Source organism: Desulfohalobium retbaense DSM 5692, assembly GCF_000024325.1.
In the GTDB taxonomy this organism is placed as follows: domain Bacteria; phylum Desulfobacterota; class Desulfovibrionia; order Desulfovibrionales; family Desulfohalobiaceae; genus Desulfohalobium; species Desulfohalobium retbaense.
Genome location: NC_013223.1, coordinates 889,564 through 904,849 on the forward strand (window position 1 = coordinate 889,564; position 15,286 = coordinate 904,849).

At 59.4% G+C, this 15,286-nt stretch carries 11 protein-coding genes and 2 tRNA genes; 11 read left to right on the plus strand and 2 right to left on the minus strand.

Annotation, left to right across the window (positions count from 1 at the left end; all coding sequences use genetic code 11):
* Positions 1-209 precede the first annotated feature (209 nt).
* The 6 genes from DRET_RS03775 to DRET_RS03800 all read left to right on the plus strand — a co-directional run bounded on the left by DRET_RS03775 (position 210) and on the right by DRET_RS03800 (position 6,890).
* Positions 210-2,129 carry a molybdopterin-dependent oxidoreductase gene (locus tag DRET_RS03775; RefSeq protein ID WP_015751203.1) on the plus strand — a complete coding sequence of 640 codons (1,920 nt, stop codon included), beginning with the start codon at positions 210-212 and terminating at the stop codon, positions 2,127-2,129.
* Entirely contained in the window at positions 2,119-3,771 is a 1,653-nt protein-coding gene (locus tag DRET_RS12885; RefSeq protein WP_015751204.1) for a SidJ-related pseudokinase, read from the plus strand. The genes DRET_RS03775 and DRET_RS12885 overlap by 11 nt, the downstream gene beginning before the upstream one ends.
* A gap of 300 nt (positions 3,772-4,071) precedes the next feature.
* A complete protein-coding gene (locus DRET_RS03785; RefSeq protein WP_015751205.1) occupies positions 4,072-4,842 on the plus strand; it encodes a DUF4198 domain-containing protein in 771 nt (256 codons plus the stop codon).
* Between the two features lie 103 nt (positions 4,843-4,945).
* Positions 4,946-5,560, plus strand: coding sequence for a cobalt transporter CbiM (cbiM, locus tag DRET_RS03790; protein WP_015751206.1), 615 nt, complete (start codon positions 4,946-4,948; stop codon positions 5,558-5,560).
* A gap of 1 nt (position 5,561) precedes the next feature.
* Positions 5,562-6,179, plus strand: coding sequence for a hypothetical protein (locus DRET_RS03795; RefSeq protein WP_015751207.1), 618 nt, complete (start codon positions 5,562-5,564; stop codon positions 6,177-6,179).
* Positions 6,180-6,401: 222 nt separating this feature from the next.
* Entirely contained in the window at positions 6,402-6,890 is a 489-nt protein-coding gene (locus DRET_RS03800; protein WP_015751208.1) for a universal stress protein, read from the plus strand.
* Between the two features lie 229 nt (positions 6,891-7,119).
* Here DRET_RS03800 and DRET_RS03805 read toward each other — a convergent pair.
* Positions 7,120-7,196: transfer RNA gene (locus tag DRET_RS03805), tRNA-Arg, on the minus strand.
* 112 nt (positions 7,197-7,308) lie between these two features.
* On the opposite strand from DRET_RS03805, the gene DRET_RS13295 reads away from it, so the two are divergent.
* From DRET_RS13295 to selB, 4 genes are all read left to right on the plus strand, one after another.
* Complete coding sequence (locus DRET_RS13295) at positions 7,309-8,550, plus strand: bifunctional folylpolyglutamate synthase/dihydrofolate synthase (RefSeq protein ID WP_015751209.1); 1,242 nt, start codon at positions 7,309-7,311, stop codon at positions 8,548-8,550.
* A 23-nt stretch (positions 8,551-8,573) separates the two neighbouring features.
* Positions 8,574-9,992, plus strand: coding sequence for an L-seryl-tRNA(Sec) selenium transferase (gene selA, locus DRET_RS03815; protein ID WP_015751210.1), 1,419 nt, complete (start codon positions 8,574-8,576; stop codon positions 9,990-9,992).
* Positions 9,993-10,241: 249 nt separating this feature from the next.
* Positions 10,242-11,627 carry an aminopeptidase gene (locus DRET_RS03820; protein WP_015751211.1) on the plus strand — a complete coding sequence of 462 codons (1,386 nt, stop codon included), beginning with the start codon at positions 10,242-10,244 and terminating at the stop codon, positions 11,625-11,627.
* A 5-nt stretch (positions 11,628-11,632) separates the two neighbouring features.
* Complete coding sequence (gene selB / locus DRET_RS03825; RefSeq protein WP_015751212.1) at positions 11,633-13,537, plus strand: selenocysteine-specific translation elongation factor; 1,905 nt, start codon at positions 11,633-11,635, stop codon at positions 13,535-13,537.
* A 100-nt stretch (positions 13,538-13,637) separates the two neighbouring features.
* Here the strand turns inward: selB and DRET_RS03830 are convergent.
* Positions 13,638-13,713 (minus strand) — tRNA-His (locus DRET_RS03830).
* A gap of 255 nt (positions 13,714-13,968) precedes the next feature.
* Between DRET_RS03830 and murA the strand changes: the two genes are divergently transcribed.
* On the plus strand, positions 13,969-15,222 hold the full coding sequence (murA, locus tag DRET_RS03835) for a UDP-N-acetylglucosamine 1-carboxyvinyltransferase (protein ID WP_015751213.1): 1,254 nt from the start codon (positions 13,969-13,971) through the stop codon (positions 15,220-15,222).
* The last annotated feature ends 64 nt before the right edge of the window (positions 15,223-15,286 follow it).

Sequence of the window (15,286 nt, forward strand, 5' to 3'; positions counted from 1 at the left end):
AGCGGAGTCGGCTCAGGGGGAACCGGTGAGCTGCCCATTGGGCACTAGAAAAAACTGGCTCTGGGCCCCGGCCCTGGGATTCTCCCTGCGGCCTGGACAGCTTATCCCCCTTGGCCCTTTTTCTGTCGCCAAGGACAACGTGCCGGGCAGCAGTGATTTTTTTGAATACCAACCTCGGTTTTGGGCAACCCAGAACCAAAAGGAGTGTTGTGGACCCGTCTCGTATCTGCACTGCGTGCACACTTGATTGTCCGGACACCTGTTCCCTGCTGGCAGTTCGTGAAGGCCACCGGCTGACAGTGCGGGGCAATCCAGCTCACCCGTATACCCAGGGTTTTGTCTGCGGCAAGATCCACAGCTGGCTTCGGCGCTTGTGGGCTCCCAATCGGATCAGGGAACCCCTCTTACGCCAGGGCGACCGGTGGCAGCCGATTTCATGGACAGCGGCGCTGGATCTTTGCGCCGAGCACCTCCAGTGGACGCTACAGCGCGAGGCTATAATGGTTCACCTGCAGGGCGAAGCCGGGCGCGGTGTGCTGCATGCGGCTTGCAAGCGGTTTTTTCAGTCCCTGGACGCGATTTCTCCTGCCGGGTCTTTGTGTGACAGCGCCGGAATCGCCGCCTGTGAAACGGATTTTGGGAGCTTGGAACACAACGATATTCGCGAACTGGAGACAGCCCGGACTATCATCAATTGGGGCAAGGACTTGTCTCGTAGTTCCGTGCATACCGCAGCCCTGGTGCGCCGGGCGAAACGCAACGGTGCCCAGGTGACGACCATCTCTCCTGGAGGGGACGGCAATCGGGCGTTTTCGGACCGTTATATCCGTATTGCACCGGACAGTGACCGGTTTGTGGCCGCGGCGGTACTCAAGCGGGTCCTGGAACTCGACCCCTCGTGCAGGCGGCGGCTGGAGGCGGCCTCACAAGGCAGCGCTTACCTCGCTTGGCTCGAAGCGATGTCCTGGGAGGCGCTTCTCGGACAGACGGGGTGCGGGCCCGAAGAGCTTGAACATCTGGCCCGGCTGTATGCCGACGGCCCGGTGGTTTCGCTTTTGGGCTGGGGTATGCAGCGTTATCGCCATGGGGGAGAGAATGTCAGGGCCATCAACGCCCTGGCCTATGCTTCCGGGCAGATCGGCATCCCGGGCGGGGGGAGTTATTTCAACATCGGTTCCATGCGCCATTTGCCCCTGGATTGGCTGTATCCCGAGGCGCCAGCACCCCGACAGCCGTTTCGCTGGAGCGAGGTGGGGCGGGCGCTGTCGCGTATGCGGCCGGAGTATGTCTGGATCGCAGGCAGCAATGTGGTCAATCAGGCCCCGGAATCGAAGCGCACGGCTGAGGCCTTGCGCCGCTCCCGGTTCACCGTTGTTGTGGATGGATTTATGACCGATACGGCCCAGTGTGCTGATCTTGTTCTGCCCGCGGCGCTCATGCTCGAACAGAGCGAGATCGTGGGCTCCTGTTTGCACGACGGCGTGCAATTGTCGCGGCAGGTCCTGCCCCCGCCGGGGCAGGCGCGCAGCGATTACTCCATTATCCGGGCCCTGAGCGAGCGTCTGCGGCCTGACGCCCCCCTTCCTGAAGAAGATGCCTGCCTGACAACGACGTTACAGCACAGTCCTTCTCTCCCGGAGCAGGCCTGGAACGTGATGCAGCGCCAGGGCTTCGTGATCGGGGACCATCCTCGTCTGGCCTTTGCCGGGGGGAAAACGGCCCACTTTGACGGCCGCTTTCATTGCCTGCCCTCGTGTTCGCCGCCCATCCCTTGTGATCCGGCCTATCCCTTGCGGTTCATTACCGCTGTCCGTCGCGATTCGGTCCATTCGCAGATTGGACAAGAAGAACAGGGCACGCCTGAGGTCTGGCTTGGGCCGGACTCCCCGGTCTGGAAGGAGATCGCCCCAGGTCAGCAGGCGCGACTGGTCTCTCCGCTGGGTGTCTTGCGTGTGCGTTGCGTTCCATCCAGAGATCTCCACCCCGATGCGGTTTTGTATCGCCGCGGAGATTGGATGTCGCTTGGCGGCGGTGCCAACCAATTGATCGAATCCCAGACCACCGACCTGGGTGGCGGCACGGCGTATTATGAACAGCGGGTTCGGCTGGAGCCTCTCCATGACAACTGAATGTCCAGCCCAGGCCTTTGCATCGCTACGGCGCTGTCACAGCGACCCGGCAGGTGTCTATATGGGGCTCAAACGGCTCAACGAGGCTGTGCGGCAGGCTCCCGAATCCGTTGAGGATCTCGTTGTCGAACACATCGTGGCGCTTTTGGCCTCACCGAAATTCGCAACCCAGTCCAAAGCCTTCTTTATTTTTCGCGAGGCCACCCAGACCTTGGCCCTTCTGGTGCGGTTCGGGACGCCGCATATCCGGCAGCAGGCCCTGCTGGCATTGCAGCGGTGTGTTTTTGCCGGACAGGGAACGTCGCGCCACGCAGCGGCCGAGGCCGCCGGCGCCTTGCCCTTGAATCTGGCGGGGCCGTCCCCCGAATCGTTCGTCTCCGGCTGCGCCGGTGTCTATCCCCCTGACCGAATCCCCGGCGGTGGCGAGGGAGAGCGCCGGGGGCCGTGGCGCTGGGCAGGGCGCAGTCTGTGGGCGCCGATGCGCGACGGGCGGGTCTTCGTCTGCAAGTGCCTGCGCCGAGGTGGGCACCCGGAAACTTTGTATCGCGAGGCCGCTTGGCTGAACTGGCTGTCCACGTCAATGGCGGAGCAATTTGGCGTTTTTGGACTCGAGACGGTGGACGGGCATCCGCTCTTTGAACTCGATCTGTCCAAGGAGACAGGAGTGCCACCTGATATCGGTTCAAAACCGGCCTGTCTCGGATTTTGGGCTCCGGCCCGGTATTTTGCGTACCTCAATGCCCCCTGGGAGGGAAAGCTGGATCTAAAGCGATGTGGCAGGGGGCTGCGTCGCTGTGCCTATGAACTCGGTCTGCTCGCCGGGTATGGCGTGGTCCATACCGATCCCATTGCGCTTTTCCACAATCAGATCCAGTACTGGCGCCGCGGCGATGGCGGCCGCTACCAATGGTATCGGGGCGGGCGACTTGATCAATGGCTGGCTTCTTGCCGACACCCGAATCTGGGGTTGGATGGACTGCGTGATTTTGAGCATCTGGTTCCTTGCACAGGGGGAGGGCGACGTTTTTTCCACGCCTTGGGTGACCATTTCCTGAGTCTGGCCCTGGTGGCGGGCAGCTGTTTCCGGTTTCAGGCTCCTGAGCGGGTGGGCACGGTGGGCAGCGGTGAACCGGTCGACACCCGCGATCTTTTTGACGCCGAGATGTTGGCCGAGTGGTTGGAGGGGTGTTTTTTTTCGTATTATGCGGGCTTTACGCAAAAGACGAGCTATCAAGGGCAGTGTCCGATTCCGGTGGCGCGGATAGCCCGGGAATTGGTTGAGGCCTTTGGGCGCGACCTCCATATGGTGGAAATCTTGCGCCAACAAGACCTGGAATATATGGGCCGGGAGGGCGTGTTGGCCTACCTGAGCGCTCGAGGCGTCGAACAGGGAGAAGCCAACCGGCTCTGGGAACGCGGTGAGGAGATCCCGGTTGCCAGCGGGCCGCATCTCGGCGAGTTCAACAGCCGGCTCAATACCCCGGCCTTGTTGGATTATGTGGCCCAGGCAGCCGCGTTGTGCGTGGCTGGGCGTTATCTCGAAGAGCAATGGGGGGCCTGGCCTGATCCCCTTTTGTACGGCGCGGCTGCAACACCGGCTGTGCCATCGGCGAGGGCGGCAGGGAACTGGATGGGGCTTTAAAAAGAGCGGTGTGTCCGGTTTTTGGGGGCTGGTTTGGGGACTCGCTTCCCATTCTGCAGAAGCGCCTGGGCGCCTGGTCGACGATTCCGCCGCTTCTATAGGCAAGGCGGGAGAAGACGCGGTGCCGGTTTGCCCCGCGTGGAAGACCATCTGAGAGCGGTATGTTCCCGGGACCGTTTTTGTGCAGGGGATTGGAGAGAATCAGGTGGCCGTAAATCAGCGAGCGTTGACATGAAATCAGCATAGGTATACCAGAAGTGCATATCTTTTCACTTTTTATATGCATTAAGGAGGAGTCGTATGCTGAAGCGGTGCCTGTGCCTGTCTCTTTTGTTTCTCGTGGTCTTTCCTGCCGGTGCCTGGGCCCATTTCGGGATGGTCATCCCGTCGCAATCCATGGTCGACCAAAATCATCGTCAACTCACTGTGGACTTTTCGTTTTCCCATCCCTTTGAAGGTGTGGGCATGGTTCTGGAGCGCCCTGAGCGGGTCACAATCGTCAAGCAGGGCCAGGTCACCGATGTGACCTCGGAACTGGTCTCAACGACAATCATGGACAAAAAGGGGTGGCAGCTCGAGTATGCTGTTCGCCGTCCGGGGGTCTACACCATCGGCATGGAGCCCAAGCCGTATTGGGAACCGGCTGAGGACTGTTTTATTATCCACTATACCAAAACCCTTGTTGCAGCGTATGGGGCGGAGTCCGGATGGGATGCCCCTGCGGGGTATCCGATGGAAATCGTCCCGTTGACCCGGCCGTTCGGGTTGTATGCCGGCAACGTCTTTCAAGGACAGGTCTTGTACAAGGGAGAGCCGCTGGCCCACGCTGAGGTGGAAGTCGAATATTACAATCGCGAGGGAGACGCCACAGCCCCGACGCCGTACATGGTCACTCAGGTGGTCAAGGCCGACGCCAACGGCGTGTTCAGCTATGCCGCTCCCAAGGCGGGATGGTGGGGCTTCGCCGCTTTGCATACGGCAGATTACACCATGGAGCACGAGGGTGAAGCCAAGGACGTCGAACTCGGCGGCGTGCTTTGGACGCGTTTTAGCAAGTGGCAGAACCACTAAGATGGACTGCAAACGGGCGTTTGGGTGAAAAACGCCCGTTTGTTCACAATCCAGCAGGAGACCGGCCTGTCCCGGTGACCTCTTTGGGAAAAGGGAAAGTCAGATGCATATCGCTGAAGGAGTGCTTTCTGCTCCCGTACTGCTCGTCGGAGCGGTTGCCGCCGCAGGGCTTACGGGTGTGGGGGTGAAGAAAACGGACCAGGACCGTATTCCTGTCGTGGCTGTCATGGCCGCGGCTTTTTTTATTGCCTCGCTTGTCCATATCCCGCTCGGCCCGGCCAGTGTGCATCTCATCCTGAACGGGCTTATGGGGGCTTTATTGGGATGGGCCTGTGTCCCAGCTTTGTTGGTGGGACTCGGCCTCCAGGCGGTTTTGTTCCAGTTCGGCGGGTTGACGGTCCTGGGAGTGAACACGGTGATCATGGCCGCTCCTGCGCTTGGTTTGGGACTCGTCTTGCGTCCCGTCATTCAAGGCCGAGGGGTCGTGGCTGTCGCGGCGTCGTTTTGCGTCGGCATGGGCGGTGTCATCGGTGCCGGTTGTGTTGCGGCCCTGGCTCTCTACGCCTCGGGTGAAGAGTTTTTGAGTGCGGCGCAACTGTTAGTCGCGGCCCATTTGCCGGTGGCTCTCCTGGAAGGAGGGGTGACAGCGATTGTCGTTGGATCCTTGAAACGGATACGCCCGGAGATATTTGCTGCAACTTCGGAGAGTGGAGTATAGTATGAGAACTCTGAAAAGGTATGGTGTTCTGGCTGGCATCGTGGGGTTCGCACTGCTTCTTGCTGTAGACGGCTGGGCACATAGAGTGAATATTTTCTGTTGGGTGGAAGGAAAGGAGGTGGTCAGCGAGAGCGCTTTTCCCTCCGGTACTCCTGTCCATGAAGGCACCATTCGCGTTTTTGCTGAAGACGCGGACAGGAAATTGCTTGAAGGCAGCACTGACACACAAGGGCGTTTTCGTTTCCGCATTCCCAAACAAGCCATCGACAATGCCTGGGACCTCAGGGTGGAGATCGATGCCGGCGTGGGCCACGTCAATTCTTGGATGGTCCAGGCCAGTGAGTTTGCTACCAGCGGCTCATCACCTAAAACCACTGCGAGTCAGTCGCAAGCCGCAGGGACTGACAGGACGGACAGGGAGGTGGCTGCTTCCAATGCGGCGGAGTTGACCCCAAAAGAACTGGAGGCGGCATTGGAGCGCAAGCTGCGTCCCATTCACCAGAAATTGAGCCGTCTGGAACAGGACCGCGTTTCTGTGCAGGATGTTGTGGGCGGTCTCGGCTATATCCTGGGTCTGGCGGGTATCGCCCTGTATTGTTCTGCCCGGCGACGGGGTTGAGCGTAAGGAGGCAGGATGGATGAGGGCAGTGCCTCGAGGAGGTGCTGACACAGGCGAAGGCTGAAAGAAGTGCTGCGCGCAGTGGATCAAAAATGGAAAAGGGTGGACACACTCCTGGGATTGAGGTAAGCAACACCTTAGAAAGGTGGAGTTTTCAATGAGGCCTTTGCCGGTCCGGGTCAGCTGTGACCCGGTTGAACCCGACAACCAAGGAGAGCTGTCATGGCTTGGTATGAAAAGCAAAAGGTCCTGGTTCCCATCGACTTTTCCAAAAAATCCTTTGAAGCCCTTGACGTCGCCGGTGAATTTGTCAGGGAATCGAGCCAACTCTATCTCATATACGTCGTGCGGCCGTTGCGGCCGACGGACCTGGATATGATCTGGGAAACCCTCAGTGAGGAGCAGCGGATCCATCTCCAGGGCCTGCGGCTGGGAACTGGGGATACCACTGCCGGCAAAGAAAGTGAAAAACGTATCCAGGTCCACGCCAAAGCGTTGCGGGACCATCTGGACGACAAATACGACCAGGTCAATGTGACGGTGACCTTTGGTGATCCGGGAGAAGAGATTGCCAAACACGCCGATGAACTCGGGGTGGACATGATTGTCATGCCCTCGCACGGCAGGCGGGGGGTCAAACACCTTCTGCTTGGCTCTGTGGCCGAACGGGTATTGCGGTACGCCCATTGCCCGGTGTTGGTCCTTCGTTAACCCCCCTTTTTCCTGTTACAGCAAGTCGTATAGCGTGCGAGCCCTTACGGACTTCAAGGAGATCCGTTTGAAATACAAAGAAATTTCGGGGCAACTGCGAGATTGACCTGTAACCGCCGTGGTTTGGGAGTTGCCAACGCGCGGTGGGATAAGGGAGCAACTGCCAGTTGAAAGGTTCAGAAAATGGGAAAGGGGTGCCGCTGGTGCGGCACCCCTTTTCGTTTCGGTTTGGTGCGCCAGGGAGGATTCGAACCCCCGGCCAAGAGCTTAGAAGGCTCCTGCTCTATCCTACTGAGCTACTGGCGCAAAGCACTTGAATTTATCCGCCGACGGTGAAAAAATCAAGATCCTGTCTCGGTCCGAACTTTCCGGATCAGGCAATGTTGATGCTATCATAGCCGCGCCACCCGGAGCCCTGATGACCCTCTTTTCCTCGTTTGCCGCGTTTGAAGCCCACGTCAATACATTGGGGCTTTTTCATATGGATCTGCGTTTGGAGCGGATGGACCGGGTCTTGACCTGTTTGGAACGCACGCGTCCGCAGGGCTTGACCCTCCAGGTCCTGGGCACAAACGGGAAGGGCTCGACAAGCAGTATGCTTGAAGGCTTGGCTCGCGCTCAAGGGAGGCGAACCGGCGTCTTCTCTTCCCCCCATTTTGTTTCCTTGCGAGAGCGAGTGCGTATTGACGGAGCACTGCTTGATGAGCAGCAGTGGCTTCGAGCCGCCAACAGTGTTGCCGCGTGCGATCCTGAATTGACCTATTTCGAATGGATGACGGCTGTGGCGCTGGAATTGTTCGCCATCCACGACGTCGACGTCCTCATTCTTGAGGCCGGTCTCGGGGGACGCCACGATGCGACGACTGCAGTGGCCGTCGATGGAACGGTCGTGACCCCTATTGGCGAGGATCATGAAAACATTCTGGGGCCGGGTCTGGAGCGTATTGCTGCGGACAAGGCCGGAGCGTTTCGCCCGGGCGTCCCGGTTTTCAGTGCCCGGCAATCGGCTGAAGTTCGGAACGTGCTGGAAGGTGCCGCCGAGAAGTGCCGTAGTCCATTGCGTTTTGTCCCTTCAGACCCGCCCTGCGATGTTCCCTCCTGTCTGGCCGAACGGCTGCCAGGGACCCACCAGCAAGATAATTTTCGCCTGGCCACCCTTGCTTGGAGCGCTTGTGCCAAACAGCTTGGGGCTGAGACATCTCCTGCAATCCTGCGCCGGGGAGCTCAGCTGGCCTGGCTTCCCGGACGGCTGCAATGGTGTCGACTCGGCGAATTGGAGGTCCTGTTGGACGGGGCTCACAACCTGCCGGCTCTGGAATGCCTGCAGCAGTTTGTCGAGGCATTGGAAGCCCCGCCGCGGCAGCTCATTTTTTCCTGCCTGTCTGACAAGGCCACCGCCGGGCTGCTGGAGCAGATCCGGCAGTTCAACATGGATGCGGTATGGGTTCCGGAGATAGCGGCCGGGCCCCGCAATCTGCCGGCTCGACAGTTGGCGTCCCAGGTGGGAGGCACGGCTGTGGCGACGCTGGGCCATGCTTTGCAGTGCGCACAAGAAGCTGGGGGCAGGGTCCTCATCTGCGGTTCCTTGTATTTGTTGGCCGAGTTTTTTAGACTCCATCCCCGGTTTTTGGTGCCCCCGACGTCGGATTTATCCACTTGATTGCAGCGCCACAGGAGCCCGCCGTGAAAGAATTGTTTCGGAAATTGCCGGCAACGGACGATGTTTTGCGCCAATTGGAGGATCTGGACGAAAATACCGGAATCCCTCGTCCCATGCTGCGCGATGCCGTAACGCAATTTTTGGACCGCTGCCGTGAAGCCATTCGCCGTCAGGAAGTGACCGACCCCGAGGAACTCGCTCTGACGGCCCTCTTGCCTCGGGCGCAGGAAACGGTCCGTGGCCTGGTTCGCCCCCATTTCCGCCGAGTCATCAACGCCACCGGAGTGGTCGTGCATACCAACCTCGGGCGGTCCCTGCTGGCCCGGGCCGCACGGGAGGCGGTCGAAGAGTCCTGCCGATTTTATTCCAATCTCGAATTCGCTCTGGAAACCGGCAAACGCGGCAGCAGGTACAGTCACGTCGAGTCCCTGCTGTGTTCTTTGACCGGGGCGGAAGCCGCATTGGTGGTCAACAACAATGCCGCCGCCGTCTTGCTGGTCCTCGATACGCTGGTCAAAGGCAAGGAGGCTGTGGTTTCACGTGGCCAATTGGTCGAAATCGGGGGCTCGTTCCGTATACCGGACGTTATGGCCAAAAGCGGCGGGATTTTGCGTGAGGTGGGGACAACGAACCGGACCCATCTGAGCGATTACGAGCAGGCCATCGGCCCCGAGACCGGGGCCCTTATGAAGGTGCACACCTCAAATTACAAGGTGATCGGATTCCACAAGGAAGTCGGCTTGCGGGAATTGGCTGTTTTGGGCCGTGAATACGATCTTCCGGTGATTGAGGACTTGGGAAGCGGGAATCTGTTTGACTTTACGCCCTACGTTCCCCTTGATGAACCGACCGCTCAGTCTGTGCTGCGCGAGGGGGCTTCAGTGGTGACTTTCAGCGGCGATAAATTGTTGGGAGGGCCGCAGGCGGGGGTGATCCTGGGTCGAAAAGACGAGATCGAGCGGATCAAACGCAATCCGCTGAACCGGGCCCTGCGAATCGACAAAATGACCCTTGCGGCGCTTGAAGCCACTTTACGCCTGTATACTGATCCTGCTCGGGCCCGACGTGAAATTCCGACCCTGGCCATGATCACGCTGTCTCCGGAGACAATCCAGGGGCGGGCAAAACGGCTGGCCAGCACATTGCGGCGGCAGTGGCAGCAGCACCTGCCGGTTCGTACTCGGGCCGGGTCGTCCCGGGTCGGTGGTGGAGCGAGTCCGGAAAAGGATCTGCCGACCACGCTGGTGCAGATCCCTTTGCCCGGGAACCGACTCGAACCGTTTCGCGAGGCGCTTTTGCAAACGGATCCGCCCTTGGTGGGGCGCATTGAGGACGGGGCCTTTTGTCTGGATCCCCGAACGCTGCAAAGCGAAGAACTCCGTGTGGTGCCCGGCCTTTTGGAGCAAGCGCGCCTGGCCTGTGGGATCGGGGGCGGTCCTTAGGACCTGTCCCTGAGCGACTGGTCACCCCTATTTTTGCCGGAATACCGTACAGTCCCGATACATATGTTCCCATGGCAGCAAAGCGCCCCCCCTTTACACCGTTGCGTCCCCTCGATCAATACGCTCGGGGGAAGGCAAAGCGATTACACGGGGACAACAGGATCAGGCAGGTCGTGTTGCCGCTTCCTGGGATTTGCGAGCGGGCCGCGAGAGACGTTTTTCACCTGCTAACGAGAGAGGAGAAAGCCTGTGGAATTGGCTCATACGCCGAAAAGTTGCTGGGATATCTTTTCCAGTCAGGAAGAGCGGGTGGCTCTGGAAGAAGCCGCTACTGAATATATTGCATTTTTAAGCCGCTGCAAGACCGAACGGGAAACCGTGCAGTGGGTCGTTGAACAGGCTGAAGCTGCCGGTTTTCGGCAAGAGTGGGCGGAAGGGGCCGTCTATCGCGAGCTCAAGGGCAAGACCGTATTATTGGCCCGGCGTGGACGTCGCCCCCTTCGCGAAGGAGTTCGGCTTCTCGGCGCCCACGCGGATACGCCCCGCTTGGATTTCAAACAACACCCCGTGTATGAAGACGGCGGTATGGCCCTGGGCAAGACCCATTATTACGGCGGCATCCGGAAATACCAGTGGTTGGCCAGGCCCCTGGCCCTGCATGGAGTGGTGGTCAAGGAAAATGGAGAGACGGTGCGGGTTTGTCTGGGCGAAGACCAAGGCGATCCGGTGCTGACCATCGCCGACCTGCTTCCCCATCTGGCCCAGGAGCAAAACGAGCGCAAGGTCACCGAGGCCTTTGAGGCCGAAAAGCTGAATATTGTTCTGGGCCATATGCCCCAAGGACAGGACCCCTCTTCCGAAGGGGACTCCAAAGAGGGCGACCGGGTCAAAAAACGGGTCTTGACGCTACTTAACGCCAAATATGGGATTATTGAAGAAGATCTGTATTCTGCGGAACTCCAGGCTGTTCCAGCTGGCCCGGCCCGGTGTGTGGGCCTCGATGAAGCGCTTATCGGCGGGTACGGTCAGGACGACCGGATTTGCGTTTTTTGTGGTCTCAAGGCCCTGCTGGCTGAAGAAGACCCCGAATTCACCCAAGTGGTTATTTTCTGGGACAAGGAGGAGATCGGCTCCGACGGCGCCACTGGTGCCAAATCACTGTTTATGGAGTACAGTCTTCAGGATATGCTCCGGGCGTGGGAACCGGAGACTGCACTGTCCGAACTCTTTTTCGCGACCAAGGCCCTTTCCGGGGACGTCCACGGAGCCCTGGATCCCGATTTTCAGGACCTGCACGACAAGTACAATACCTCCCGGCTGGGGTATGGACCGGTTTTCTGCAAGTTTACCGGTCACCGGGGTAAAGTCGGCGCCAACGATGCCCATGCCGAATATGTGGCCTGGTGGCGGCGGCTGTTGAACCGAGCGTCCATCCCCTGGCAGATGGCTGAAATCGGCAAGGTAGACAAAGGAGGCGGCGGAACTGTGGCCAAGCATTTGGCCATCTACGGTATGGACATCATCGATTTCGGGCCAGGTGTGCTCGGGATGCACAGCCCGTTTGAACTCAGTTCCAAGGCGGATCTGTACGCCACCATCAAGGCCTTTCAGGCGTTTCTGGGCAGCAAGGAGTAGCTTTCATGCCGGTGATCATGGGCACGGCCGGGCATATCGACCACGGCAAAACCAATCTTATCAAGGCCTTGTCTGGAATCGACTGTGATCGGCTCAAGGAAGAGAAAAAACGGGGCATCACCATCGAATTGGGATTTGCCTACGTCGACCTGCCGGGCGGACAGCGACTGGGGATCGTAGACGTTCCCGGGCACGAGAAATTCGTGAAGAATATGGTAGCCGGGGCCGCGGGCATTGATTTTGTGCTCCTTGTCGTCGCGGCTGATGAAGGGGTCATGCCCCAGACCCGTGAGCACCTGGAAATCTGTTCTATTCTCGGGATCAAGCACGGCCTTGTGGCCCTGACCAAGGTGGACATGGTGGAGCCGGATCTTATGGAACTGGCCCAGGAGGATGTCCGGGACCATTTACAGGGCACATTTCTGGAGGAGGCTCCGATCTTTCCGGTCTCGGCCCATACCGGCGAAGGTGTGGATGTTTTGCGCCAGGCCGTGGTCTCCTTGTGCGGTTCGGTCCAGATCGTCCGGGAGACTGACCTCTTCCGTCTCCCGGTGGACCGGGTGTTCAGCATGCGCGGACATGGCACGGTGATCACCGGAACACTCGTTTCCGGCCAGATCGATGTTGGGGACGACGTTGAGGTCTACCCCCAGCTCAAGACGACTCGTGTACGCGGTCTTCAGGTCCACGGCCAGGAGGTCCAGCGGGCCTTGGCCGGGCAGCGAACGGCCTGTAACCTGGCGGGGGTGGAGGTTTCCAGCCTCCAGCGTGGCGATGTGCTCGCCAGACCCGGAACATTGATCCCCAGTCAGATGTGGGACCTGGAGCTGACGTGTCTGTCTTCAGCCCCACGGCCATTACGGCACAGAACAGAACTCCATTTTCACCATGGATCGCGTGAGGTCCTGGCCCGGATCTTTCTTTTGGATCGCGACAAGCTCCAGCCTGGTGATACTGCCTTGGCACAGGTCCGCTTCACCGAGCCGATGGCTGGCGTCTTCGGCGACCGGTTCGTCCTCAGGGCGTATGCGCCGTTGCGAACCATTGGTGGCGGTCGGGTTCTGGGTCCGGCGGCCACAAAAATCAAGCGCCATTCAAGCGGCGTCGAGCAATTGCAGGCCCTGGCTAAAAGCGGTGAGCGAGGGGTGGTGGCCTTCCAACTGGCCCGAGCCGGGCAAAGCGGGCTGGACATGCACCGGTTGCGTGTCATGACCGGAATCCCTGGCAAGCGTTTGGAAAACCATCTCCAGGATCTGGGCAGCAAACAGGAGGCGTTGCTTTTCGACCGTGAAGAGCGGGCCTATGTCCATGGCCAGGTCCTTGAGGAATTGAAACACCGCTTGCATGCCTATGTGCAAACGTACCACACCAAGCACCCCATGCGGGCCGGTGTGACCCGCAGTGAACTCGCCTCTGGCTGGGGGCAGGGAATGCCACAGAAATTGCTTCATTTTCTTCTGGAGCGAGCGGCCAGAGACAGCCTGGTCATCAAGGAAGGGGAGACGTTTCGCCTGCCGGAGCACCGTGTCTCTCTGGCAGCGGATCAGGAGAAATTCAAGACCCTGCTTGTCCAGCGGTACAAGGAGGCAGGGTTACGGCCCCCAAATTTGCGCGAGGTACTGGAGGAACTCGACGTCACCGCCAAGGAGGCTGCTCCGCTTTTGCGCATGCTGATCGAGGGTGGGGAATTGGTGAAGGTCAAAGAGGAACTCTACTTCGATCCGGTGGCCATCAAAGGCCTCAAGGACCAGGTCCGCTCCTATTTTGAGGCCAACGAAACCCTGCACCCCACGGATTTCAAGGAGCTGACAGGATTGTCGCGCAAGTATACGATTCCCCTTTTAGAATTTCTGGACCGCGAAAAAGTGACCATGCGGGTTGGCGACGTCCGGCAGTTGCGCCAAGGGTGAACTGGGGCGAGTGGGCTGCGCCCAGAGCGGCGCTTTTGCGCCGCGGCACACAAAAAAAAGAGGGTCAGGCGTGAAGCCTAACCCTCGGAAATTGCAAAACTGGGGTGAGTGACAGGATTTGAACCTGCGACCACCTGGGCCACAACCAGGCGCTCTACCAACTGAGCTACACCCACCGCGCGAGACCCATATTTCTATGCAACACTTGCGCCCCTGTCAAGAAAAAAATACAACCAATTGGTTTTTCAGAACCTAACCGGGTAGTGACAACCACCACATCCCGCAGATCATTGAAAAGCCCTGAGGAATGGTGCCACAAAGTTCGTTGACGCCGTGTGTGTATTCGGGACTCGGTGTGAGAACTTTTTGCCACCTTCCTGGCATGGGGATATTTTCAACGATCCGCCAACCTTGTTTTCGGGAGTTCCCTTATGGATAAACTCGTTATCGAAGGCGGAGTTCCGCTTCACGGCCATGTGGCCCTGAGCGGATCCAAAAATGCCGCCTTGCCTATATTGCTGGCTGCCATTCTTGTCCCCGAAAAGGTCTGCTTTGCAAATGTCCCGCCGCTTCGCGATATCACGACCACGATCAAATTGCTGCAGCTCCTCGGGTGCCAGGTCGATCAGGAGGGACCTGAAGTGCGAGTCACGGCCGGTGAGGGTCTGCATCCACAAGCGCCCTACGAATTGGTGCGGACCATGCGGGCCTCTGTGTTGTGCCTGGGGCCTCTTTTGGCCCGTCTTGGGGAAGCGGAAGTCTCCTTGCCGGGGGGATGTGCCATCGGGGCCCGGCCCGTGGATTTGCATCTCAGGGCCCTGGAACAGATGGGGGCTGAATTCACCCTCAAGGGCGGGGACATCAAAGGGCGTTGTGACAGGCTGCGAGGCGCTCGCATTGCTTTTGACTTTCCCACTGTCGGCGGGACCGAGAATGTGCTCATGGCCGCGGTCCTGGCCGAAGGCGAGACAGTATTGGAAAACGCCGCCAGGGAGCCTGAGATTACTGATCTGGCCCGGTTCCTGAATGCCTGCGGTGCCAGGGTTACGGGCCACGGCACCAGTGTTATCCGGGTCCAAGGCGTCACCTCGTTGCGGGGGACAGACTACACAATCATGCCGGATCGGATCGAGGCCGGAACCTATTTGGCCGCGGCGGCTATCACCGACGGCAAACTCGTCCTCGAAAACGGTCAACTGGAGCATATTGAGGCCGTGGCTGCCAAACTCCAGGAAATGGGGGTGCACATTGAAGAGCGGCCCGAGGGCCTTGTAGCCAGCCGGGGAAAGGAGCTACACGGAGTGGATGTGACCACCCAGCCGTACCCGGGGTTCCCCACGGACATGCAGGCCCAGATAATGGCTTTGATGGCTATTTCCCACGGCTCCGGGTTGATCAAGGAGACGATCTTCGAAAACCGGTTCATGCACGTCTCGGAACTGGTTCGTCTCGGCGCGGAGATCAAGCTCTCCGGACAAAGCGCTATGGTTCGGGGCGTGTCTTCCTTGTACGGCGCGCCGGTCATGGCCTCGGACCTTCGTGCTTCAGCATCGCTTGTCCTTGCGGGGCTGGCGGCCCAGGGCAGGACCGAAGTGCGGCGGATTTATCACCTCGACAGGGGCTACGTCCGGATGGAGGAGAAATTGCGCCAACTCGGGGCCAGGATTTGGCGCGCTTCAGAATAAGGTTCTGGTCAACCGGGACCCAGGGCAGGCACGTCTTTACACGGTGCTGAAGCTCGGTTTTCGG